The following is a 25,710-nucleotide window of genomic DNA, read 5'->3' on the forward strand; positions in this document are numbered from 1 at the left end:
CACCAGATCGCGGCCGCTGACCGTGGTGCTGCGGAGCACGGGGGCCGTGGTGTCGGGAGCGGAGTGGTTCGTTACCGCCTGGTTCGTGAGGTTGGCCGCGTCGTTGCCCGCTGCGTCTTGCAGCACGTCGGGGTCAGCCGTGGGCCGGGTGTAGCCCAGGGTTATCGCCTCGGTGCTGTCCACGTCACGGTTCAGGTGCAGCGTGAGGGTCTTGGCCGTGGCATTCACCGTGACGTTCTCGACGGCGATGGCCACGCCGCTGGCGCTGCTGACTGCAAAGGCCGTGGCAGAGGCCGTATGCGTCGCGTCCAGACCCAGGCTGCTCACCTCGGTATAGCTCAGCACCAGCTCGCGCCCGCTGACCGCGGCGCTGTCGAGCACGGGCGCCGTGGTGTCGGCTGCGGAGTTATTCGTTACCGCCTGGCTCGTGAAGCTGTCTGCGTCGTTGCCGGTTGCGTCTTGCAGCACGTTGTTGCCGCTCGCGGGCTTGGTGTAGCCGAGGGTCACCGCTTCGCCGCTGTCCACGGAACGGCTCAGGCGCAGCGTGACGGTCTTGGCCGTGGCATCCACCGTGACGCTTTCGGCGCTTATGGCCACGCCACTGGCGCTGCTCAGCGCAAAGGCTGCGGCCGGGGCCGTATGCGTCGCGTCCAGACCCAGGCTGCTGGCATCGGTGTAAGTCAGTACCAGATCGCGGCCGCTGACCGTTGCCGTGCTGAGCACGGGCGCCGTGGTGTCGGCCGCGGAGTTATTCGTTACCGCCTGATTCGTGAGGTTGGCCGCGTCATTGCCCGCTGCGTCTTGCAGCACGTCGTTGCCGGTTGCGGGCCGGGTGTAGCCGAGGCTTAGCGCTTCGCTGCTGTCCACGGCACGGTTCAGGCGCAGCGTGACGGTCTTGGCCGTGGCATTCACCGTGACGCTATCGACGGTGATGGCCACGCCGCTGGCGCTGTTTACTGCAAAGGCCGTGGCAGGGGCCGTATGCACCGCGTCCAGACCCAGGCTGCTGGTCTCCGTGTAGGTCAGCACCAGATCGTGCCCGCTGACGGTCGCGCTGCTGAGCACCGGGGCCGTGGTGTCGGCTGCGGAGCCGTTGCTCACCGCCTGGTTCGTGAGGTTGGCCGCGGCGTTGCCGGCCGCGTCTTGCAGCACGTTATTGCCGCTCGCGGGCCGGGTGTAGTTCAGGCTCAGCACCTCGGTGCTGTCCACGTCACGGCTCAGGTGCAGGGTCACGGTCTTGGCCGTGGCATGGACCGTGACGTTCTCGACGGTGATGGCCAGGCCGCTGGCGCTGCTGACTGCAAAGGCCGTCGCGGGGACCGTATGGGTGGCGCCCAGGCCCAGGCTGCTCACCTCCGTGTAAGCCAGCACCAGCTCGCGCCCGCTGACCGTGGCGCTGCCGAGCACGGGCGCCGTGGTGTCGGCCGCGGAGTTGTTTTTCACCACCTCGTTCGTGAGGTTGGCCGCGTCGTTGCCGGCTGCGTCTTGGAGCACGTCGGGGCCAGCCGCGGGCCGGGTGTAGCTCACGGTCACCGCCTCGCCGCTGTCCACGTCGCGGCTCAGGCGCAGCGTGACGGTCTTGGCCAAGGCATTCACCGTGACGCTATCGACGGCGATGGCCAGGCCGCTGGCGCTGCTCACCGCAAAGGCCGTGGGGGGGGCAGTATGCGTCTCGTCCAGACCCAGGCTGCTGGCCTCGGTATAGCTCAGCGCCAGAAAGTGCCCGTTGACCGCGGCGGCGCTGAGCACGGGGGCCGTGGTGTCGGCTGCGGAGTTATTCGTCACCGCCCGGTTCGTGAGGTTTTCCACGTCATTGCCTGCTGCGTCTTGCAGCACGTCGGGGCCAGCCGCGGGCCGGGTGTAGCTCAGACTCACCGCCTCGCCGCTGTCCACGGAACGGCTCAGGCGCAGGGTCACGGTCTTGGCCGTGGCATGGACCGTGACGCTATTGACGGCTATGGCGACGCCGCTGGCGCTGCTCACCGCATAGGCCGTTGCGGGGGCCGTATGGGTAGCGTCCAGACCCAGGCTGCTGGCCTCGGTGTAAGTCAACACCAGATCGTGCCCGCTGACCGTTGCCGTGTTGAGCACCGGGGCCGTGGTATCGGCTCCGGAGTTGTTCGTCACCGCCAGGTCCCTGAGGTTGGCCGCGTCATTGCCGGCAGCGTCCTGCAGCACGTTGTCGCCCGCGGGCTTGGTGTAGCCGAGGCTGACGGCCTCGGTGCTGTCCACGTCACGGCTCAGGAGCAGCGTGACGGTCTTGGCCGTGGGATTGACCGTGACGTTCTCGACGGTTATGGCCACACCGCTGGCGCTACTCACCGCAAAGGCCGCGGTGGGGGCAGTATTTGTCGCGTCCAGGCCCAGGCTGCTGGCCTCTGTGTAAGTCAGCACCAGATTGCGCCCGCTGACCGTTGCCGTGCTGAGCACGGGGGCCGTGGTATCGGCTGCGGAGTTATTTGTCACCGCCCGGTTTATGAGGTTTTCCGCGTCATTGCCGGCTGCGTCTTGCAGCACGTCGGGGCCGCTCGCGGGCCGGGTGTAGTTCAGAGTCACGACCTCGCTGCTGTCCACGGAACGGCTCAGGCGCAGCGTGACGGTCTTGGCCGTGGGATTGACCGTGACGCTCTCGACGGCTATGGCCAGGCCGCTGGTGCTGCTGACCGCAAAGGCCGTGGAGGGGGCCGTGTGCGCCGCGTCCAGACCCAGGCTGCTGGCCTCGGTGTAAGTCAATACCAGATCGCGGTCGCTGACCGTGGCGCTGCCGAGCACGGGGGCCGTGGTGTCGGCTCCGGAGTTGTTCGTCACCGCCTGGTCCCTGAGGTTGGCCGCGTCATTGCCGGCAGCGTCTTGCAGCACGTTGTCGCCCGCGGGCTTGGTGTAGCCGAGGCTGACGGCCTCGGTGCTGTCCACGTCACGGCTCAGGAGCAGAGTCACGGTCTTGGCCGTGGGATTGACCGTGACGTTCTCGACGCTGATGACAACGCCGCTGGCGCTGCTCACCGCATAGGCCGTCACAGGGGCCGTATGGGTGGCGTCCAGGCCCAGGCTGCTGGCCTCGGTATAGGTCAGTACCAGCTCGCGCCCGCTGACCGTGGCGCTGCCGAGCACGGGCGCCGTGGTGTCGGCCGCGGAGTTATTCGTTACCACCTCATTCGTGAGGTTGGCTGCGTCGTTGCCCGCGGCGTCTTGCAGCACCTGATTGCCGCTCGCGGGCCGGGTGTAGTTCAGGATCACGGCCTCGCCGCTGTCCACGGCACGGCTCAGGAGCAGCGTGACGGTCTTGGCCGTGGGATCCACCGTGAGGCTATCGACGGTGATGGCCACACCGCTGGCGCTGCTTACTGCAAAGGCCGTGGTGGGGGCAGTATTTGTCGCGTCCAGACCCAGGCTGCTGGCCTCTGTGTAAGTCAGCACCAGATTGCGCCCGCTGACCGTTGCCGTGCTGAGCACGGGGACCGTGGTATCGGCTGCGGAGTTGTTCGTCACCGCCCGGTTTATGAGGTTTTCCGCGTCGTTGCCGGCTGCGTCTTGCAGCACGTCGGGGCCGCTCGCGGGCCGGGTGTAGTTCAGGGTCACGACCTCGCCGCTGTCCACGGAACGGCTCAGGCGCAGCGTGACGGTCTTGGCTGTGGGATTGACCGTGACGCTCTCGACGGCTATGGCCAGGCCGCTGGTGCTGCTTACCGCATAGGCCGTGGAGGGGGCCGTGTGCACCGCGTCCAGACCCAGGCTGCTGGCCTCGGTGTAAGTCAATACCAGATCGCGGTCGCTGACCGTGGCGCTGCTGAGCACGGGAGCCGTGGTATCGGCTCCGGAGTTGTTCGTCACCGCCTGGTCCGTGAGGTTGGCCGCGTCATTGCCGGCCGCGTCCTGCAGCACGTCGTTGTTGGTTGCTGCTCGGGTGTAGCCGAGGCGTACCACCTCGGTGCTGTCCACGTCACGGTTCAGGAGCAGCGTGACGGTCTTGGCCGTGGGATTGACCGTGACGTTCTCGACGCTGATGGCAACGCCGCTGGCGCTGCTCACCGCATAGGCGGTTGCGGGGGCCGTATGCACCGCGTCCAGTCCCAGGCTGCTGGCTTCGGTGTAAGTCAGAACCAGATTGCGCTCGCTGACCGTGGCGCTGCTGAGCACCGGGGCCGTGGTATCGGCTCCGGAGTTGTTCGTCACCGCCTGGTCCGTGAAGTTGGCCGCGTCATTGCCGGCAGCGTCTTGCAGCACGTTGCCGCTTGCGGGCTTGGTGTAGCCGAGGCTCACCACCTCGGTGCTGTCCACGTCACGGCTCAGATGCAGCGTGACGGTCTTGGCCGTGGCATGGATCGCGACGCTCTCGACTGCGATGGCGATGCCACTGGCGCTGCTGACCGCAAAGGCCGTGGAGGGGGGTGTATGGGTGGCGTCCAGACCGAGGCTGCTGACCTCGGTGTAAGCCAACACCAGATCGCGCCCGCTGACCGTGGCCGTGCTGAACACCGGCGCCGTGGTATCGGCTGCGGAGCTGTTCGTTACCGCCTGATTCGTGAGGTTCGCCGCGTCATTGCCCGCTGCATCTTGCAGCACGCCGTTGCCGCCCGCGGGCCGGGTGTAGCTCACGTTCACCACCTCGCCGTGGTCCACGGCACGGCTCAGGTGCAGCGTGACGGTCTTGGCCGTGGCGTCCACCGTGGTGCTGTCCACGGCGATCGCGAGGCCGCTGGTGCTGCTCACCGCAAAGGCCGTGGCGGGGGCCGTATTGATTGCGTCCAGCCCCAGGCTGCTTGCCTCGGTGTAAGTCAGCACCAGAGTGTTTGCGTTGACCGTGGCCGTGCTGAGCACCGGGGCCGTGGTGTCGGCTGCGGATTGGTTCGTGACCGCCTGGTTCGTGAGGTTGTCCGCGTCGTTGCCGGCGGCGTCCTGCAGCACGTTGCCGGTCGTGGGCTTGGTGTAGTTCACGCGCACCACCTCGCCGTTGTCCACGTCACGGCTCAGGTGCAGGGTGATGCTCTTGCCCGTGGCATCCACCGTGACGTTGTCTACGCTGATGGCCACGCCACTGGCGCTGCTGACCGCAAAGGCCGTGGCGAGGGCCGTATGCGCCGCGTCCAGACCCAGGCCGCTCGCTTCGGTGTAGCTGAGCACCAGCTCGCGTCCGCTGACCGTCGCGCCGCTGATCACCGGGGCCGTGGTGTCGGCGGGGGATTGGTTCGTCGTCGCCTGGTGCGTGAGGTTGTCCGCGTCGTTGCCGGCTGCGTCCTGTATGACGTCGGGGCCAGCCGCGGGCCGGGTGTAGTTCACGTCCACCGTCTCGCTGCTGTCCACGGTGCGGCTCAGGCGCAGCGTGACGGTCTTGGCCGTGGCGTCCACCGCGGCGCTCTCGACGCCTATGGCGACGCCGCTGCTGCTGCTCACCGCGAAGGCCGTGATGGGGGCGGTATGCGTCGCGTCCAGACCCAGGCTGCTCGCCTCGGTGTAGCTGAGCACCAGATCGCGCCCGGTGACCGTGATGCTGTGGATCACCGGGGCCGTGGTATCGGCTGCGGAGTTGTTGCTCACCACCTGGTGGATGATGCTGTCCGCGGCGTTGCCGGCGGCGTCCTGCAGGACCTCGTTGCCGCTCGCGGGCCGGGTGTAGCTCAGGTTCACGGTCTCGCCGTGGTCCACGGCACGGCTCAGGCGCAGGGTCACGGTCTTGGCCGTGGCGTCCACCGCGGCGCGCTCGACGCTTATGGCCAGGCCACTGCCGCTGCTGACCGCAAAGGCCGTGGCGGGGGCCGTATGCACCGCGTCCAGACCCAGGCTGCTCGCCTCGGTGTAGGTCAGTACCAGATCGTTCCCGTTGACCGTGGCCGTGTCGAGCACCGGCGCCGTGGTGTCGGCTGCGGTGCTGTTGCTGACCGTCTGGGCGATGAGATTCGCCGCGGCGTTGCCGGCTGCGTCCTGGAGCACGTTGCCGCTCGCGGGCCGGGTGTAGCCCACGCTCACTGCCTCGGTGCTGTCCACGTCACGGCTCAGGTGCAGCGTGACGGTCTTGGCCGTGGCGCTCACCGTGACGTTCTCGACGGCTATGGCCACGCCGCTGGCGCTGCTCACCGCAAAGGCCGTGGCGGGGAGCGTATGCGCCGCGTCCAGGCCCAGGCTGCTGGCCTCGGTGTAGCTCAGCACCAACTCGCGCCCGCTGACCGTGGCCGTGCTGAGCACGGGGGCCGTGGTGTCGGCCGCGGAGTTATTCGTTACCGCCTGGCTCGTGAGATTCGCCGCGTCGTTGCCGGCTGCGTCCTGCAGCACGTTGTTGCCGCTCGCGGGCCGGGTGTAGCCCACGTTCAGCGTCTCGATGCTGTCCACGTCGCGGTTCAGGCGCAGCGTGACGGTCTTGGCCAGGGCATTCACCGTGGCGCTCTCGACGCGGATGGTCAGACCGCTGCTGCTGCTCACCGCAAAGGCCGTTGCGGGGGCCGTATTCGTCTCGTCCAGACCCAGGCTGCTGGCTTCGGTATAGCTGAGCACCAGATCGCGTCCGTTGGCCGTGGCGTGCTCGAACGTCGGAACCGAGGTGTCGACCACGTAGTTTTCCGACTGCCCGGGGGTCCCCTCGCCGGCGTTGCCGGTGACGCTGTGCACGTGGGCAGGGTCCAGCGTGACCTGGTTGGTGCTGGCCTCCACGTTCGCCGTGGGCGTCAGGGTGGCGCTCCAGACCGTGCCGTCTGCGTTGGCACTCCAGTCGGACAGCGCGCCGTTGCTCGCGCTCGCGGCGGCGGAGATGTCCTGCACCGCCGTGTTGAAGTGGAAGCTGACGCTGGCGGTTTTTCCGGAGGCCAAGCTGCGCTCGCTGAGCGTGATGGCGTTACTCGCGCGCAGCGCGGGCCGCACGGTGTCCACGGCGTAGTTTTCGCTCGTGACGTCGCTGCCCGTGGCCGGGTTGCCGGCAGCGTCCGCGGTGCCGCTGAGGGTGTTTACGTGGATGGCGTTGCTCGCCGCCGTGGTGTTCACCGCGGGGGTCAGCGTGCCGGTCCAGACCTTGCCGCCTTCGGAACTGCTCAGATCGGACAGCGTGCCGTGGGGCACGTTCAGGTTCGTCTTGCCAAAGCCGATCACCGCTTCGCTGAAGGTGATGGTGACGCTGGCCGTCGCGCCGGCCTTGAGCGCGCGGTCGTCGATGGCGATGCTGCTGAGCGTGGGCACGGCGGTGTCCACGGCGTAGTTTCCGCTGGCGACGTCGCTGCCCGTGGCCGGGTTACCGGCAGCGTCCGCGACGCCGCTGAGGTTGTTTACGCTGATGGCGTTGCTCGCCGCCGTGGTGTTCTCCGCGGGGGTCAGCGTGCCGGTCCAGACCTTGCCGCCTTCGGACGCGCTCAGATCGGACAGCGTGCCGCTGGGCACGCTCAGGTTCGCCTTGCCAAAGCCGCTCACCGCTTCGCTGAAGCTGATGGTGACGCTGGCCGTCTCGCCGATCTTGAGCGCGCTGTCGGCGATGACGATGCTCAGCAGCCTGGGCGCCGCGGTGTCCACGCTGTAGTTTTCGCTGCTGACGTCGCTGCCCGTGGCCGGGTTGCCGGCAGCGTCCGCGACGCCGCTGAGGTTGTTCACGCTGATGGCGTTGCTCGCCGCCGTGGTGTTGGCCGCCGGGGTCAGCGTGCCGGTCCAGCTCAGGCCGTCGGCGCTGCGCGTGAGCGCGCCGAGCGTGCCATTGGGAGCGGTCAGGTGCGCGGCGGTCAAGCCAGTGACCGCTTCGCTGAAGCTGATGGTGACGGTGGCCGTCTCGCCCGCCTTGAGCGCGCTGTCGTCGAGCGTGATGCTGGTCAGCTGGGGCGCCGTGGTGTCCACGCTGTAGTTGTCGCTGCTTGGCCGCTGCCCGTGGCCGGGTTGCCGGCAGCGTCCGCGACGCCGCTGAGGTTGTTCACGCTGATGGCGTTGCTCGCTGCCGTGGTGTTCGCTGCCGGGGTCAGCGTGCCGGTCCATGTCAGGCCGTCGGTGCTGCGCGTGAGTGCGCTGAGCGTGCCATCGGAGACGGTCAGGTGCGCGGCGCCAAAGCCATCGACCGCCTTGCTGAAGGTGACGGTGACGTGGGCCGTCTCGCCGATTTTCAGCGCGCTGTCGTCGAGCACGATGCTCAGCAACTGCGGCGCCACGGTGTCCACGCTGTAGTTGCTGCTGCTGACGTCGCTGCCCGTGGCCGGGTTGCCGGCAGCGTCCGCGACGCCGCTGAGGTTGTTCACGCTGACGACGTTGTTTGCCACCGTGGTGTCTGCCGCCGGGGTCAGCGTGCCGGTCCAGCTCAGGCCGTCGGCGCTGCGCGTGAGCGCGCCGAGCGTGCCACTGGAGACGCTCAGGTGGTCCTTGTTGAAGCCGGTGACCGCTTCGCCGAAGGTGATGGTGACGGTGGCCGTATCGCTCGCCTTGAGCGCGTTGTCGTCGAGCGTGATCTGGGTCAGCTGGGGCGCCGTGGTGTCCACGCTGTAGTTGTCGCTGCTCACGTCGCTGCCCGTGGCGGCGTTGTCGGCCGTGCTTTTTACGCCGCCAAGGGTGTTCACGTGGATGGCGTTGGTCGCCGCCGTGGTGTTCGCCGCGGGGGTCAGGGTGCCGGTCCAGACCTTGCCGCCTTCGGCGGCCGCCAGCTCGGACAGCGTGCCGCTGGACACGCTCAGGTTCGCCTTGCCAAAGCCGCTCACCGCTTCGCTGAAAGTGACGGTGACGCGGGCCGTCTCGCCGATTTTCAGCGCGCTGTCGCCCAGCACGATGCTCAGCAACTGCGGCGCCACGGTGTTCACTTGGTAGTTTTCGCTGCTGACGCTGCTCCCCGTGGCGGTGTTGTGCGCGGCGTCCTCGACACCGGCAAGGCTGCTCACGCTGATCGCGTTGCTCGCCGCCGCGGTGTTCTCCGCGGGGGTCAGGGTGCCGGTCCAGAGCACGCCGCCTTCGGACGCGGTCAGATCGGACAGCGTGCCGCTGGGCACGCTCAGATTCGCCTTGCCAAAGCCGGTCACCGCCTCGCTGAAGCGGATGCTGACCTGGGCCGTGTCGCCGATCTTGAGCTGGCGGTCGGCGATGGCGATGCTCAGCAGCACGGGCGGCGTGGTGTCCGGGGTGTTGTTCTGTATCTGCCGCTGCGCGAAGCTCGCGGCGTCGTTGCCGGCTGCGTCCTGTATGGCGTTGGCGTCGTTGCCGCTCGTGGGGTCGGTGTAGGAGACGCTGACCGTATCGCCGGGGCCTACGGCGCTGGCCAGCGTCAGCGTCACGGTCTTGGCCGTGGCATTCACGCTCACTGCGGTGACGGCGTTGGCCACGGCGGCGCCATTGACGCGCAGCGCAAAGGCCCCGGTGGCCGGGACATGCGCCGCATCCAGGCCGATCGCTTCGATGTAGCTGAGCACCAACTGGTTGCCATTCACCGTGTTGGCCATGGCGTCGTCGCTGATCTGCGGGGGGCGTGCGTCCACCGTGTAGTCGCTGCTGGAATCGATCTGGCCCAGCCCGGCGTTGCCCGAAGGGGTGAGCACGCGGGTCATGTCCACCGTGACGCGGTTGCCCGCGGCCTCCGCGTTCGCCGCGGGCGCCAGGGTGGCGCTCCAGACCTTGCCGCCTGTGTTGGGATTCCAGTTGGACAGCGTGCCGTTGGCCGCGCTCACGGCAGCGGAGATGTTTTGTACCGGGATGTCGAAAGTGACGGTGACGGTGGCGGTTTCTCCGGTCTTCAGCATGTTGCTGCTGATCGTGATGCCGTTGGTGGTGAGCCGGGGCCGCACGGTGTCCACGGTGAAGTTTTCACCGCGCGGAACGGTGCCCGTGATCGAGTTGCCCGCAGGGTCCTTTATGTGGATGAAACGCGTTATCTCGACGATGTTTACTGGCGAGATGGTGTTCTCCGGCGGAGTCAGGGTAGCGGTCCAGACCGTGCCGTCTTCGGAGGAGCTCAGCTCGGACAGCGTGCCGATTGACGCTGCCAGGCGCGGCTCGGCTCTGAGGTTGATGTTGAGCACCTTTTCGCTGAAGGTCAGGGTGACGGTGGCCGTCTCGCCGGCCCGCAGGTCGTGATCGCTTATGGTGAAGCTGATCAGCGTGGGCGGTGTCAGATCGATGAAGTAGGCGTTGCTTTTAACGATTCTGCTCAGGGGTTTGTTGCCAGCCAGGTCCGTCACGCCGGCGTTTTCGGTATCCAGGGAGATGGTGAGGTTGGCCCCCTCGGCGCCTGCGTTCGGGGTCAGCGTGGCGACCCAGCTCGTGCCGTCGGTGTGTAGCTTGAAGTCGCTCAGCGTAGCGTTTTGCGCGATGAGGCTGCGCATGTCCTCCAGGTCGAAACCGACGACCGGTTCGTTGAAGCTGAGCTTGACGAGGCTGGTTTCTGTCGCTGTCAGGCCGCTGCCGTCCACCTCGATGGTGATGACGGGCTTTACGGCGTCGATGTTGTAGAGGACACCCGGGACGTTCATCGTTCCCGTTCCCGCTTCGCCCGCGGTATTCCTCACGCCGGCAAGGTTCACCGCGACGGAGTTTTGGGACGTTGAGGGATTGTTCCACGTGAGCCCCGATGTGATGGTGACCTGCCAGGTGTCGCTGCTGCCGTCGGCGCCGGGACTGACGGCGCTCACGCTGCTCACGCTGCCAGCGTTCGGGCGCAGACTCACGTCCGTTGTGCCGAATTCCTTCACCGCTTCGCTGAATTTGACGGTGACGACAGTCGTTCTCCGGTTGAATCCGATGGCGGTTTCGCTGATCGAGTGGCCGGATGCGGCGAGTGTGGGTGCGGTCATGGTGTTTTTCCTTTCCGGTCCATCAGAACCAGATCCCGTGCGCTTGCGCATCGGACGTCTGCCCGACGATGGGCAGCAGCATGTGCGCCGCCGTGCCGGGGGCGGTAATGATTCCGTCGGTCTCGCCGTCGGCGTCAAAAGCGCCGCCGTCCTTGATTCGGAAGTCGAGCCGCAGGCTTTGCCCGTTCCGAGCCATCTTGCCGCTGGCCTCGGTGTAAGTCAGCAGCAGATTGCGGCCGCTGACCGTGGTGCTGCCAAGCACCGGGGCCGTGGTGTCGGTGATGAGGTTGCTCACGTTCTGGTGCGTGAACCCGCTGAGGTTGTTGACGACGGCATTCACGCTGTTGATGCGCACCGTACAGGCAGCGGAATGGGCTGCGTCCAGGTTGCTCGCATCGTCGTAGACGGGCGTCACGGTGTTGCCGTCGATCTTCGGGGCGTTGGCGCCCTCCAACTGGCACCCATCGCTCAATGCGACGCTGCGTGCCGTGAAGTTGGTAGTTCTTTCGGAAAACGTGAAGGTGACGGTGGTTGTTTCTCCGGCGGACAGGCTGGATTTCGCCAAACTGATTCCGGTGAGGATGGGCCTGGTGTAGTCGGTGCGGTAGAAGAGAAAGGGGGTCACTATGTCCGTGTCGGGCCCCGGGTTACCCAAATGATCGGTGATGCTTCCGGCTCTCACGCCGATGGTGTCGTTAGCCGTCGAGGCGGCGTTGCCACCCGCGATCGTTTGCAATGTGACCCGCCAGACATCGGAAGATCCGTCGGCGTTGCGGTTTTCCGGGACGGAGGCCGCTCCGATCACCTTCGAGCCAGACTTGGTCAAGAGCACGTCGGCCGCATCGAAATTCATTATCCCTTGGTTGAATCGGATGGTGAAGATTACGGTGTCGTATCCCGTGTCGATTCCGATGGCAGGACTGGTGGTTCCGCCGCCGGTGAGGATGATGGGCATGGTGATTCTCGTTTTTCTGAATGGACTGCGTGGGGGTTTCCGGATTCAGCTTTGGCCTCGCCTGTGGTCCATGGACGCAGGCGCCAGTGCCTGCCTCATGTATTCATGCCGGCGACGACGGCCCGGTATTTGCCGGTCGGGCGATTTCCGGTTGCCCGCGATCTGCCGCAGCGAATGCCACGTGCGGATTCATTCGGGGGGATTTGTCGTGGACAAGGAAATTCCCTTGACTGCATCAACAAGTTGTTTTTCATCATACGTTTTGGTACTGCATCGCTCCGACAATGGTTTAGGAAACTGCCACCCATTTCATGGAGAATGGATGGCCTGTTCCTGGCCCATGCAGGTCGACGAAACCGGGTAGCGCTGATCCTCACATTGCTGTCGTTCTGAATGGCTTGAATGATGATTTTCCTGATTGTTCTGCGATGCAAAATGTAAAGTCAACGCATCTGAGCACGTGTTTTGCAGTGCAAAATAATGGCGTCGTGGTGAATATGTTTTGCAGTGCAAAACAAGAGAGGGTTTTGACCGTGGAAATTTCTGGCGCACGATGCGCTTGAATCCCGTGCGGTTCCTCTGGTATCGGAATGCTTGTCGTCCAAGAAACCGGGGTGGCGCAATGGGGGATGGAAATGGCTTGGTCCGATCACTTCGACGGACAAGCATTCAAGAACGAAGCGGTGGCAAGATTGCTGCTGCCGCACAGTGCAGCAGGGGCATGCGCGGGCAGTCGGTATTGCAGCGGGGGCACCGGATTATTGGCACGGGGATGCGCAATCCCGGCTCACCCGGGGCCTGGACGGCGGCCCATCCGCTTGGAGGCCGCAATTACCACGGTGGCGATCAACGGGGTGAGAGAGCGCCGCTGCGGGCACGGTGTGTTCCCGGCGAACGGGACCTGGGATGCCCGTGCTCAGCGATCCACGCTCCGCGGATGTGCCGCCAGCGGGCAGCGTCCCATGCGCTTCAACGAAGGCGTCTGCTGTTTGGGTAGTGTCGCGCGGGCACTGCGTGCCCAGCTTCGGGCCGCCCGGCATGCGCTGTGCACGGGCGCCCGTGTGTTCGAGTCGGCACGCGGGTCAGGAGGCGCCACACTCACCCATCGTCCGCCCCGAACGCGAATCGGTCATCGAAACACATTCCGGCGCGGGCGCTCGCCCGCTGCCCGCGCAGGCAACGTTGCCCAGGTGCAACGCAGCACCGGGGCGGGAGCCGGAATCCCGGGTGATTCCGGCGCGCGCCAAGGGCTTGCCCCGGGTCAGCGGCCGGCGTGAACCCGCTTTGCCGGGCTGCGCCCCGGGACCCCGTCAGAGCCAGAAATCATTCAACCCCGGATCGGACATCTGCCCGACGATGGACAGCGGCATGTGCGCTGCCGCGCCGGAGCCGGTGATGTTTCCGTTGGCCTGGCCGTCGGTGTCGTAGGTGCCGCCGTCCTCCAGCCGGAAGTCGAGCCGCAGGCGCCCACCCTCGAGCACCATCTTGCCGCCGTAGGGCTCGCTCGCCAGGTTCACCCAGGTGCCGGCCGCGCCCTTCATCCAGTAGCCGTTGATTCCCTGCGCCGCGTCCACGTAGAGGCTGAAATCCTCGGTGTGCGTATTCGCTGCCAGTTTGGCCTGGAAGTTGGTCAGCCCAATGGGCGCCTCCAGCGCTCGGGGCATATCGGCGGGGGCGGCTTTCTCCTCCAGCTTGGTGATGTGGGTGTCGTGGTCCGCGCCGGGCTTGCCGTTCTGACCGCCTGCCGTCAGGGTGGCGTAGGTTTTCGCTGACGTGCCCGCGGTTGTGACGCTGATCGAACTGACCGAGGTTTGCGCGCTGTCCTTGATCCCGTCTCCGTTGCCGTCACCGGCCACGGAGGGAGATCCATCGGGGCGGGCAAGACCGGGGACGCGGTCTTCGACATCGTTGGAAACGCCGTCCGCGTCCCCATCCGGCGCCCGGTCCGTGCTGCCGCCGCCGCTACCGCCCCCGCCGCCGCTGCCGGAGGAGGCCGCGGTGTCGTTTGTCACCTTCTGTTCGGTGAAGGTTGCGGCGTCGTTGCCTGCGTTGTCCTGTATGGCGTTGGCGTTGTCGGAGGGCGTGGGGTCGGTGTAGGAGACGCTCACCGACTGGCCGTAGGCCACAGCGGTGCTCAGCGTCAGCGTCACGGTTTTCGCCGTGGCATCGACGGCGACTGCGGTGACGGTGTTGAGCACCCCGCTCACGAGCACCGCGAAGGCTCCGGGGGCCGGTATGTGGCGAGCGTCCAGGGCGTTCGCTTCGGTGAAGGTGAGCACCAACTGGTTGCCGTTGACCCTGGGCGCGCTGGTGCCCGTGCGGACGAGCGCGGGGGGCGTCGTGTCCCGTGCGTTGGCCACCTCCATGGCCGGGAAACTGGCGGCAGCGTTGCCGGCCACATCCCGTATGACGGCCTTGCCGGTCGTGGGCTTGGTGTAGGCAACGGTCACGCTCTCACCGCCGGTCACGGCGTCGGTCAAGGTCAGGGTCACGGTCTTGGCCGTGGCATCCACGCTGACTGCGGTGACGGTGTTGCGGACCCCGTTGACGAGCACCGTAAAGGCTGCGGCACTCGCCGTATTGGCTGCGTCCAGACCCAGGCTGCTCGCCTCGGTGTAGCTGAGCACCAGGCTGTGCCCATGGACTGCTGCGCTGTTTATGACCGGGGCCGTGTCGTCGGCTGCGGTGTTGTTCACCGCCGCCTGGTTCGTGAGGTTGTCCGCGTCGTTGCCGGCCGCGTCCTGCAGCACGTCATTGCCGGTCGTGGGCCGGGTGTAGCTGACGGTCAGCGTCTCGATACTGTCCACGGCACGGCTGAGCGTCAGCGTGACGGTCCTGGCCAAGGAATCCACCACGACGTTGTTCACGGTGATGGCCACGTCCCTGTTGCTGCTCACCGCATAGGCCGCAGCGCTCGCCGTATGGGCCGCGTCCAGACCCAGGACACTCGCGTCGGTGTAGCTGAGCACCAGAGTCTGCCCGTTGACCGTGGCGCTGCTGAGCACCGGGGCCGTGGTGTCGGCTGTGGTGTTGTTCGTCACCGTCTGGTTCGTGAGGTTGACCGCGTCGTTGCCGGCTGCGTCCTGTATGACGGCGTTGCCGGTCGCGGGCTTGGTGTAGCTGACGCTCAGCGTCTCGATCCTGTCCACGGCACGGCCAAGCGCCAACGTGACGGTCTTGTCCGCGGCATTTACCGTGACGCTGTTCACGGTGATGGCCAGGCGACTGTTGCTGCTCACCGCAAAGGCCGTGGTGGGTGCCGTATTGGTTGCGTCCAGGCCCAGGCTGCTGGCCTCGGTGTAGGTGAGCGTGAGGGAGTTGCCGTTGACGGTGGCGGTGCTGAGCACCGGGATCGTGGTGTCGGCTGTGGTGTTGTTCGTCACCGTCTGGCTTGTGAGGTTGTCCGCGTCGTTGCCGGCTGCGTCCTGTATGACGGCGTTGCCGGTCGCGGGCTTGGTGTAGCTGACGCTCAGCGTCTCGATCTTGTCCACGGCACGGTTGAGCGCCAGGGTGACGGTCTTGGCCGTGGCATTCACCGTGACGGTGTTGACGGTGATGGCCACGCCCCTGTTGCTGCTCACCGCAAAGGCCGTGGTGGGCGCCGTATTGGTTGCATCCAGGCCCAGGCTGCTGGCCTCGGTGTAGGTGAGCGTGAGGGAGCTGCCGTTGACGGTGGCGGTGCTGAACGCCGGAGCCGTGGTGTCGGCTGTGGTGTTGTTCGTCACCGCCTGGCTCGTGAGGTTGTCCGCGTCGTTGCCGGCTGCGTCCTGCAGCACGTCATTGCCGGTCGCGGGCTTGGTGTAGCTGACGCTCAGCGTCTCGATCCTGTCCACGGCACGGCTAAGCGTCAGCGTGACGGTCTTGTCCGCGGCGTTCACCGTGACGGTGTTGACGGTGATGGCCACGCCCCTGTTGCTGCTCACCGCAAAGGCCGCAGCGGGCGCGGTATTGGTCGCGTCCAGGCCCAGGACACTCGCGTCGTCGTAGCTGAGCACAAGATTCTGCCCATTCACCGTGGCGGTGCTGAACGCCGGAGCCGTGGTGTCGGCTGCGGTGTTGTTCGTCACCGCCTGGCTCGTGAGGTTGTCCGCGTCGTTGCCGGCTGCGTCCTGGAGCACGTCATTGCCGGTCGTGGGCTTGGTGTAGCTGACGCTCAGCGTCTCGATCCTGTCCACGGCACGGCTAAGCGCCAGGGTGACGGTCTTGGCCGCGGCATTCACCGTGATCCTGTCGACGGTGATGGCTACGCCACTGGTGCTGCTCACCGTATAGGCCGCGGCGGGTGCCGTATGGGTTGCATCCAGGCCCAGGACACTTGCGTCGTCGTAGCTGAGCACCAGAGTCTGTCCATTCACCGCGGCGCTGCCCAGCACCGGGGCCGTGGTGTCGGCTGTAGTGTTGTTCGTCACTGCCTGGCTCGTGAGGTTGGCTGCGTCGTTGCCGGCTGCGTCCTGTATGACGGCGTTGCCGGTTGTGGGTTTGGTGTAGCTGACGCTCAGCGTCTCGATCCTGTCCACGGCACGGCTAAGCGTCAGCGTGACGGTCTTGTCCGTGGCATTCACCGCGGCGTTGTTCACGGTGATGGCCAGGCCACTGCTGCTGCTCACCGCAAAGGCCGCAGCGCCGGCCGTATTGGTTGCGTCCAGGCCCAGGCTGCTGGCCTCGGTGTAGGTGAGCGTGAGGGAGCGGCCGTTGACCGTGGCGGTGCTGAGCACGGGGGCCGTGGTGTCGGCTGAGGATTCGTTGGTCACCGCTTGGTCTGTGAGGTTGGCTGCGTCGTTGCCGGCTGCGTCCTGGAGCACGTTGTTGTCGTCGGCTGCGGGGCGGGTGTAGTTGACGCTCACCACCTCGTTCCTGTCCACGGCGCGGCTAAGTGTCAGGGTGACGGTCTTGGACGTTGCGTTCACCGTGACGTTGTTCACGATGATGGCTACGCCATTGGCGCTGTTGACCGTAAAGGCCGTGGCGGGTGCCGTATGGGTTGCATCCAGGCCCAGGCTGCTGGCCTCGGTGTAGGTGAGCGTGAGGGAGCGGCCGCTGACGGTGGCGGTGCTGAGCACCGGGGCCGTGGTGTCGGCTGCGGTGTTGTTCGCCACCGCCTGGCTCGTGAGGTTGGCCGCGTCGTTGCCGGCTGCGTCCTGTATGACGGCGTTGCCGGTCGCGGGCTTGGTGTAGCTGACGCTCAGCGTCTCGATCTTGTCCACGGCACGGCTGAGCGCCAACGTGACGGTCTTGTCCGTGGCATTCACCGCGGCGTTGTTCACGGTGATGGCCAGGCCACTGCTGCTGCTCACCGCAAAGGCCGCAGCGCTGGCCGTATTGGTTGCGTCCAGGCCCAGGCTGCTGGCCTCGGTGTAGGTGAGCGTGAGGGAGCGGCCGCTGACGGTGGCGGTGCTGAGCACGGGGGCCGTGGTGTCGGCTGCGGTGTTGTTCGCCACCGCCTGGCTCGTGAGGTTGTCCGCGTCGTTGCCGGCTGCGTCCTGTATGACGGCGTTGCCGGTCGCGGGCTTGGTGTAGCTGACGCTCAGCGTCTCGATCCTGTCCACGGTACGACTAAGCGTCAACGTGACGGTCTTGTCCGTGGCATTCACCGCGGCGTTGTTCACGGTGATGGCCAGGCCACTGCTGCTGCTCACCGCAAAGGCCGCAGCGCTGGCCGTATTGGTTGCGTCCAGGCCCAGGCTGCTGGCCTCGGTGTAGGTGAGCGTGAGGGAGCGGCCGCTGACGGTGGCGGTGCTGAGCACCGGGGCCGTGGTGTCGGCTGCGGTGTTGTTCGCCACCGCCTGGCTCGTGAGGTTGTCCGCGTCGTTGCCGGCTGCGTCCTGTATGACGGCGTTGCCGGTCGCGGGCTTGGTGTAGCTGACGCTCAGCGTCTCGATCCTGTCCACGGTACGACTAAGCGTCAACGTGACGGTCTTGTCCGTGGCATTCACCGCGGCGTTGTTCACGGTGATGGCCAGGCCACTGCTGCTGCTCACCGCAAAGGCCGCAGCACCCGCCGTGTGGGTCGCGTCCAGGCCCAGGACACTCGCGTCGTCGTAGCTGAGCACCAGAGTCTGTCCATTCACCGTGGCGCTGTGAGTCTGCGCGTGTTGCCGGCTGCGTCCACCGCACGTGGCGCTGCAGCGTGTCGGCTCACCGTGTGTTGTGATGGCCGGCGACTGTTGCGCTCGGGGCGGTTCGTGAGTTGCGTCCAGTCGTTAGGCCAGGATGCTGGCCTCGGTGTCACCAGGTGACGGCGCGGCTGCCAGGGTGACGGTCTTGTTGGCGCTGACGTTCTGGCGATGTGAGGACTGGCGCTGCTCACGGCAGCGGCCGTCTCGTCGGTGTGGTGTTGCCGTTCGTCACCGCGCTGGTCTCGTGAGCTGTGGTGGCTGCGTCGTTGCCGCGCGTTGCCGGCTGCGTCTTGCAGCACGTTGTCGCCGGTCGCGGGTTTGGTGTAGTTGACGCTCACCACCTCGGTCCTGTCCACGGCGCGGCTGAGCGCCAGGGTGACGGTCTTGTCCGCGGCGTTCACCGTGACGCCGTTCACGCTGATGGCCACGCCACTGGCGCTGCTCACCGTATAGGCCGTGGCGGGCGCGGTATTGGTTGCGTCCAGGCCCAGGATGCTGGCCTCGGTGTAGGTGAGGGTGAGGGAGTTGCCGCTGACGCTGGCGCTGAGGAACACGGGGGCCGTCTCGTCGGCTGTGGTGTTGTTCGTCACCGCCTGGCTCGTGAGGTTGGCTGCGTCGTTGCCGGCAGCGTCCTGGAGCACGTTGTTGCCGGTCGCGGGTTTGGTGTAGTTGACGCTCACCACCTCGTTCCTGTCCACGGCGCGGCTAAGCGCCAGGGTGACGGTCTTGTCCGCGGCGTTCACCGTGACGCCGTTCACGCTGATGGCCACGCCACTGGCGCTGCTCACCGTATAGGCCGTGGCGGGGGCGGTATTGGTTGCGTCCAGGCCCAGGATGCTGGCCTCGGTGTAGGTGAGGGTGAGGGAGTTGCCGCTGACGCTGGCGCTGAGGAACACGGGGGCCGTCTCGTCGGCTGTGGTGTTGTTCGTCACCGCCTGGTTCGTGAGGTTCACCGCGTCGTTGCCGGCTGCGTCTTGCAGCACGTTGTTGCCGGTCGCGGGTTTGGTGTAGTTGACGCTCACCACCTCGGTCCTGTCCACGGCGCGGCTGAGCGCCAGGGTGACGGTCTTGGCCGTGGCATTCACCGTGACGCCGTTCACGCTGATGGCCGGGCCACTGGCGCTGCTCACCGTATAGGCCGTGGCGGGGGCGGTATTGGTTGCGTCCAGGCCCAGGATGCTGGCCTCGGTGTAGGTGAGGGTGAGGGAGTTGCCGCTGACGCTGGCGCTGAGGAACACGGGGGCCGTCTCGTCGGCTGTGGTGTTGTTCGTCACCGCCTGGTTCGTGAGGTTCACCGCGTCGTTGCCGGCTGCGTCTTGCAGCACGTTGTTGCCGGTCGCGGGTTTGGTGTAGTTGACGCTCACCACCTCGGTCCTGTCCACGGCGCGGCTGAGCGCCAGGGTGACGGTCTTGTCCGCGGCGTTCACCGTGACGCCGTTCACGCTGATGGCCACGCCACTGGCGCTGCTCACCGTATAGGCTGCAGCGGGGGCGGTATTGGTTGCGTCCAGGCCCAGGATGCTGGCCTCGGTGTAGGTGAGCGTGAGGGAGTTGCCGCTGACGCTGGCGCTGAGGAACACGGGGGCCGTCTCGTCGGCTGTGGTGTTGTTCGTCACCGCCTGGCTCGTGAGGTTGGCTGCGTCGTTGCCGGCAGCGTCCTGGAGCACGTTGTTGCCGGTCGCGGGTTTGGTGTAGTTGACGCTCACCACCTCGTTCCTGTCCACGGCGCGGCTAAGCGCCAGGGTGACGGTCTTGTCCGCGGCGTTCACCGTGACGCCGTTCACGCTGATGGCCACGCCACTGGCGCTGCTCACCGTATAGGCCGTGGCGGGGGCGGTATTGGTTGCGTCCAGGCCCAGGATGCTGGCCTCGGTGTAGGTGAGCGTGAGGGAGTTGCCGCTGACGCTGGCGCTGAGGAACACGGGGGCCGTCTCGTCGGCTGTGGTGTTGTTCGTCACCGCCTGGTTCGTGAGGTTCACCGCGTCGTTGCCGGCTGCGTCTTGCAGCACGTTGTCGCCGGTCGCGGGTTTGGTGTAGTTGACGCTCACCACCTCGTTCCTGTCCACGGCGCGGCTAAGCGCCAGGGTGACGGTCTTGTCCGCGGCGTTCACCGTGACGCCGTTCACGCTGATGGCCACGCCGCTGGCGCTGCTCACCGTATAGGCTGCAGCGGGCGCGGTATTGGTTGCGTCCAGGCCCAGGATGCTGGCCTCGGTGTAGGTGAGGGTGAGGGAGTTGCCGCTGACGCTGGCGCTGAGGAACACGGGGGCCGTCTCGTCGGCTGTGGTGTTGTTCGTCACCGCCTGGCTCGTGAGGTTGGCTGCGTCGTTGCCGGCAGCGTCCTGGAGCACGTTGTTGCCGGTCGCGGGTTTGGTGTAGTTGACGCTCACCACCTCGTTCCTGTCCACGGCGCGGCTAAGCGCCAGGGTGACGGTCTTGGCCGTGGCATTCACCACGGCGTCGGTGACGGTGATGGCCACGCCGCTGGCGCTGCGCACGGCATAGGCCGCGGCGGGGGCGGTATGGGCCGCGTCCAGGCCCAGGCTGCTGGCCTCGGTGTACGTGAGCACCAGCTGATCACCGTTGACCACGGCGGTGTTGATCACCGGGGCCGTGGTGTCGGCTGCCGCTGGCGTGTTGTTCGTCACGGCCTGGTTGCGGAAGTCATCTGCGCCGTTGTTGGCAGTGTCCTGTACCGTATGGCCGGCCGCAGGTCTGGTGTAGCTGACGCTCACCGTCTCCTCGTGGGTTACGGCGCGGCTCAGCGTGAGCGTGACGGTCTTGGCGGTGGAGTTCACCACGGCGCCGGTGACGGTAATGGTGGTGCCAGCGGTGGTGCTGACCGTAAAGCCTGCGTTGTCCGCGAACGTGCGCCCTTGCAGGTTGCTTGAATCCTCGTAGCTAAGCACCAGCTGGTCGCCAGTGACCTTGGGGCGCCGCGTGTCGCCGGTGGTGATCAGTTCCGGGGCACGCCTGTCCTCCAGTTTATTCACCACCTCCGTGGTCAGGATGCTGTTCAGGCTATTGCCCGCTGTGTCCCGTATGCCGTTGCCGTCATCGGGCGTGTTGTCCCGGTAGGAGACGGTCACTTTCTGACCATGTTGCACGGGGGTGGTCAGAATCAGTGTGAGGAGCGTGGCAGCGGACGTGTCGCCCATGACGATGTCAGTGACGACGTTGGGTACGCCATCCACGAGTACCGTGAAGTCCGTTTTGGCTGGTCCGTGGCTCGTGTCAAAGGGGTTCTCTTGGTGGCTGAATTGGAGCAGCACGTTCTCCTGCTCGCGGACCTGGGGGCGATCGTCGACGGTGGTGATCAGCTGCGGGGCGGCGGGATTCGGCGTGTTGTTCGTCACGGCCTGGCTGCTGAGGTCCGCCGCGTCGTTGCCCGCTGCGTCCTGCACCACGGCGCCGGATGTGGGTTTGGTGTAGCTGACGTTCACCACCTCACTGCTGGTCACGGCGCGGCTCAGCGTGAGCGTGACGGTCTTGGCCGTCGCATTCACCACGGCGCTGCTCACGGTAATGGCCGTGCCCGTGCTGCTGACCGTAAAGCCTGCGCTGCCCGAGAGCGCGGCCGGGTCCAGGGTGTTGGCTTCGGTGTACGTGAGCACCAGTTGGTCGGCGTTGACCGTGGCGCTGAGGAACAGCGGGGCCACGGTATCTCGGGTGTCCACGGAGTAGTTGGCGCTGGTGACTTCACCCGCGCCGGCGTTGCCAGCGTTGTCGGTTACCCCGGCGAGGTCTACGTTGATGACATTCGTCGGGGCGTTGGTGTTGACCGTGGGCGTGAAGGTGGCCGTCCAGACCGTGCGGTTGGCGTTGGGCGTGAGCGCGCTCAGCGTGCCGTTGGTGCACGTGATGTCTCTGGTGTCAAAGCCGTTGACGGACTTGCTGAAGGTGAAGGTGACGGTGGTGGTCTCGTCCGCGGTGAGCGCGCGGTCGGCGATCGCGATGGTGACGTTGAGCTCACTGTTGGTACCGGGCGTTGTGGTGGTGGCGGCTGGGGAGGTGGCCATGGTGATTTTCCTTTTCCTGATGGGATGTGCGTGGTTTCTGGATTCGGCTTTGGCGCAGCGTCCCCCATGGACGCAGGCGTGCTTGCTTCGTGTGCCATGCCGTCGGTGACGGCTTGGTTACGGACTCGCCGGGGGGCGATTTCCGGTTGTGTGGGATCTGCCGGAGCGGATGCAGCGTGTTGACTTGAGTCAGGGGATTCGCTGGGAATTAATGAAATTTCCTTGCTTGTATCAGCAAATAGTTTCTTTTTCGTACGTGTGGGTACTGCATTGCCCTGGGTAGTGATCTAAGTAATTTCCACAAATTTCATGAAAAAACTGGCGAATTGTCTTGATTGTTGGCGGGCCGATGTGGATCTGGGCTGTAATGATGCGTACGGTAACTTTTAGTCCTGTGAGTGGCAGCAGTTCGGCCGATTGTATGGTGCCAAGAAGTAAAGTCAACGAAACAGCACTGATTTTTCATTTTGAAAAGTAACGGCTTGCGGTTGACGGCGAAAGGGTCCAGCGTTGCTGCAATTTCCAAGCGGGAGTGCCTGTTTGCTGTCCGGGCAAACGGGCGTTTCCTGGCTCAGCGGACGGCGCGTAGCCGGCCTTGCCGGGGGCGTTTCTGGCGCCTCTTTGGCGTCCAGACGCGCAGCGGCGGGGAGCCCTGTTCGCAAGAACGAAGGCGTCCGACGCAGCGATTCTCAAAAGGCCTACATCGCCCTGAAGCGGTGCGCGTGGAGGCGGCTCACGGGCAGTTTCTCGGGGCGTCCGGCCAGTTCCAGGTGCAGCTTGCCCGCCGCGTCGCGCGCCACGGCCGTGATGGCGCTGGCACGGACCAGGGTGCCGCGGTGGATCTGCCAGAACACCTGGGGGTCGAGTTGGGGGATCAGTTCCTTGAGCGGGGTGCGGATCAGGTATTCGCGCGCTGCGGTGAGCACGCGCAGGTATTTGTCCGCAGCCTCGAAGTACAGCACGTCGGCCACGGGCACCATATGGATCCGGCTGCCGCTGCTCGCCTGGATGAACGCGAGCGGCGCTGCTGCTGCCGCCACCGGCGCGGCGCCGGCCAGGCCCGGCGTTGCCAGCAGATGGCGCAGTTGCGCCATGGTTGCTTCCAAATCAATGGCGTTGGACGCTCGGGGCATGCGGTTCACCAGTGCGTGCCGGAGTCTTTGCACGGTTCCTTGCAGCCGCGCCGGTTGCACGGGCTTGAGCAGGTAGTCCATGGCCTGCGCTTCAAATGCCTGCACGGCGTACTGCTCGTACGCGCTCACGAACACCAGCGCCGGAAATGGGCGTGCGGCGGGGTCGGGCCAGGCGTCGGCCAGTTGCACGGCGGCGTCGAGCCCGCTTTGGCCGGGCATGCGGATGTCGAGGAATAGCACGTCGGGGCGCAGCGCGAGCGCCTGGCGTACGGCCGACAGCCCGTCGCTCACGCTGGCGACGATTTGCAGGTCGGGCCAGGCGCGGGCCAGTTCCTGTTGCAGTGCGGCGGCAAGCAGGGGCTCGTCTTCGGCAATCAGTGCGCGGGCTGTGGGCGGGGTCATGGGGTCCGATTCGTATTCGAGAACCCGAAATCAATGAGATGCGCAATGTCTTCCCGGGTTTCGTCGAGCTGTACGAACGTTGCCTGGCGCGCAGCCAGGGAATCACGGTTGAGCAACGCGGTCAGTATGGCCTTGTGTCTGGGCAAGGAAAGCGCGTGGGCGTCGGGATGTTGGTTGCTGAGCTTGATGGACTCTCTGAGTGCCAATGAAAGCATGTTTCCGATGTAGGCCAGCAGGTCATTGCCGGTGGCCTCGGCGATGCGGCGGTGAAACGCCAGATCCGGCTCCAGCAGTTCCTCGGGTGTGCGCGCCGACTCCATGTCCGCATACGCTTGCGCGATGCCGTGCAGCGCCTCGGGGGTCGCCACCTTGGCTGCCAACGCGGCAACTGCGGGCTCGAAGACGTGCCGGACCGTGAGCAAGGTTTCAACGAACTCGGGCTGGGGCTTGGTCTGGATCAACCAGTACAGCACGTCGGGGTCCAGGAGATGCCAGTCACTTCGCGCGCACACGATGGCTCCGGCCTTCTGTTTCGGGACCACCAGACCCTTGGCAACCAGAACCCGGGTGGCTTCGCGCAGTACGGGGCGGCTCACGTCGTATGCCGTGCACAGGGAGGCCTCGGCGGGAAGCCTCGTGCCTGGCTTGTACTCACCGGAGACGATGCGCATGCCCAGATCCCGGACGATCCGGGCGTGCATGCTTTTGCGCTCCGGGGGCCGGCGGTAGCCGAGGTTGCTGTTTGGCGTATTCATGGGGAGGGGCAATCGGATGGAATCCGCCGGAGCATACCCACCCGGTGCTGCGCTTGCCGTGGCTCACGCCGGCTTGGTATTGCGGGTGACGATCACGTTCCAGGATCCGGGCCGAAGGCGTGCGGTGACGCGGTGGCCGTCGATCTGTACGTTGGCATTCGGTTGGGGCGCTACGTTGTCTGGTGCCGCCTTGGTGTTGCTTGCCTTCATGTCCGCGTGGTGGAGTTCCGACGCATCGACCAGCCGCTGCTGATCGCCCAGTCCGCGCAGTTCGATGGAGATTTCCTGCGTGTCGCTCAGGTGCCGATTGAGCGCGAAGATGGCGGTCTGACCGGTTTCATCGTCGTGCACCACGCTGGCGCACAGATAGGCAATCTCCGGGAAGGTCTTGGCCTGGTACGCGGGGGAATGGATGACCGGTCGCAGAACACGCCCGCGCGCGTAGCGGGAGGCCTGCGCGAACGGGTGGAAGATGGTCTGGCGCCATGCCGCGCCGCCTGGCTCGGTCATGATGGGGCCGATCACGTTCGCCAACTGGGCCAGGCAGGCGGTTTTGACACGGTCTGCGTTGTTCATCATCACGATCAAGGCGCCCCCCACGGCGAGCGCGTCCTCCTGGTTGTAGACCTCCTCGACGAGGCGGGGGGCCTCGGGCCAGCCGGGCTTGCGCCGATGGTCGATGCTGCGCGCCTTGTACCAGACGTTCCACTCGTCCACCGACAGCATGATTCGCTTCGTCGAGTGCTTGCGTGCGGCGACGCTGTCGGCCACTGCGGCGACCTCCCGGATGAAGAGCTCGGTCTGCTCGATGTTGCCCAGGAATTCGGCGGTCGAGTCGTGCGGATTTTCGAAGTAGGTATGCAGGGAGATGAAATCGACTTCGTCGAAGCAGTGCCCGAGCACCGTGTCTTCCCAACTCCCGAAGGTGGGCATGTCGTGCGTGGAGGAGCCGCAGGCCGCCAGTTGCACGCGGGGGTCCACCATGCGCATGAGCTTGGCGGTTTCCTTTGCGATTCTTCCGTACTCGTCTGCCGTTTTCTGGCCAATCTGCCAAGGGCCGTCCATCTCGTTGCCCAGGCACCAGAATTTGATGTCGTGTGGCTTCTCGTAGCCGTGCTCGCGGCGCAGGTCGGACAGCCGGGTTCCCGTCGGGTGGTTGCAGTATTCGAGAAAGTGGCGTGCCTCGTCGGGGCCACGGGTGCCCAGATTCACGGAGATCATGGGCTCGGTCCCCACTGCACGGCACCAGTCCAGAAATTCGTTCGTGCCGAACTGGTTGGTCTCCGTGCTGAACCAGGCCAGGTCGAGCCGCCTGGGGCGCTGGTCCTTGGGGCCTACGCCATCCTCCCAGTTGTAGCCGGACAGGAAATTGCCGCCAGGGTAGCGCACGATGCTCACGCCAAGCTCGCGGCTCAGCGCCATGACGTCGCGCCGAAATCCTTGCCCATCCGCAGTGGGGTGGCCGGGCTCATAGATGCCGGTGTACACGCACCGGCCCATGTGTTCGACGAAGCTGCCGAAAATCCGGCGGTCCAAGTTGGATACGGTGAAGTCGCGGTCGACGATCAGTCGGGTGGAGATCATGGTGGGGGTCTTTCCATCT

At 66.0% G+C, this 25,710-nt stretch carries 8 protein-coding genes; all 8 read right to left on the reverse strand.

The features are described 5' to 3' along the window. The coding region (locus D5041_RS15035) for a SwmB domain-containing protein (protein ID WP_265285742.1) at nt 1-7,803 on the reverse strand (7,803 nt) is incomplete at its 3' end. Then, nucleotides 7,779-10,727, reverse strand: a complete 2,949-nt coding sequence (locus D5041_RS15040) for an Ig-like domain-containing protein (protein ID WP_265285105.1) — start codon at nt 10,725-10,727, stop codon at nt 7,779-7,781. The genes D5041_RS15035 and D5041_RS15040, both read right to left, overlap by 25 nt. A gap of 22 nt (nt 10,728-10,749) precedes the next feature. Continuing rightward, nucleotides 10,750-11,682: a choice-of-anchor U domain-containing protein gene (locus D5041_RS15045; RefSeq protein WP_265285106.1), complete on the reverse strand. Its 933-nt coding sequence runs from the start codon at nt 11,680-11,682 to the stop codon at nt 10,750-10,752. 1,310 nt (nt 11,683-12,992) lie between these two features. After that, complete coding sequence (locus D5041_RS15050) at nt 12,993-17,750, reverse strand: beta strand repeat-containing protein (protein WP_265285107.1); 4,758 nt, start codon at nt 17,748-17,750, stop codon at nt 12,993-12,995. Beyond that, nucleotides 17,747-21,817 (reverse strand): SwmB domain-containing protein, encoded by a 4,071-nt coding sequence (locus D5041_RS15055; RefSeq protein WP_265285108.1) that lies wholly within the window; start codon nt 21,815-21,817, stop codon nt 17,747-17,749. Before D5041_RS15055 ends, D5041_RS15050 begins: the two co-directional genes overlap by 4 nt. A 698-nt stretch (nt 21,818-22,515) precedes the next feature. Beyond that, nucleotides 22,516-23,352, reverse strand: a complete 837-nt coding sequence (locus D5041_RS15060; RefSeq protein WP_265285109.1) for a LytR/AlgR family response regulator transcription factor — start codon at nt 23,350-23,352, stop codon at nt 22,516-22,518. Beyond that, the gene (locus D5041_RS15065; RefSeq protein WP_010101236.1) at nt 23,349-24,107 is read right to left on the reverse strand and encodes a FadR/GntR family transcriptional regulator; all 759 of its coding nucleotides are present in this window, start codon (nt 24,105-24,107) and stop codon (nt 23,349-23,351) included. Before D5041_RS15065 ends, D5041_RS15060 begins: the two co-directional genes overlap by 4 nt. Nucleotides 24,108-24,170: 63 nt before the next feature. After that, nucleotides 24,171-25,691 carry an arabinosylfuranosidase ArfA gene (gene arfA, locus D5041_RS15070; RefSeq protein WP_010101235.1) on the reverse strand — a complete coding sequence of 507 codons (1,521 nt, stop codon included), beginning with the start codon at nt 25,689-25,691 and terminating at the stop codon, nt 24,171-24,173. Between the last annotated feature and the right edge of the window lie 19 nt (nt 25,692-25,710).

This window comes from Verminephrobacter aporrectodeae subsp. tuberculatae (genome assembly GCF_026127385.1).
Lineage (GTDB): Bacteria > Pseudomonadota > Gammaproteobacteria > Burkholderiales > Burkholderiaceae_C > Acidovorax > Acidovorax aporrectodeae.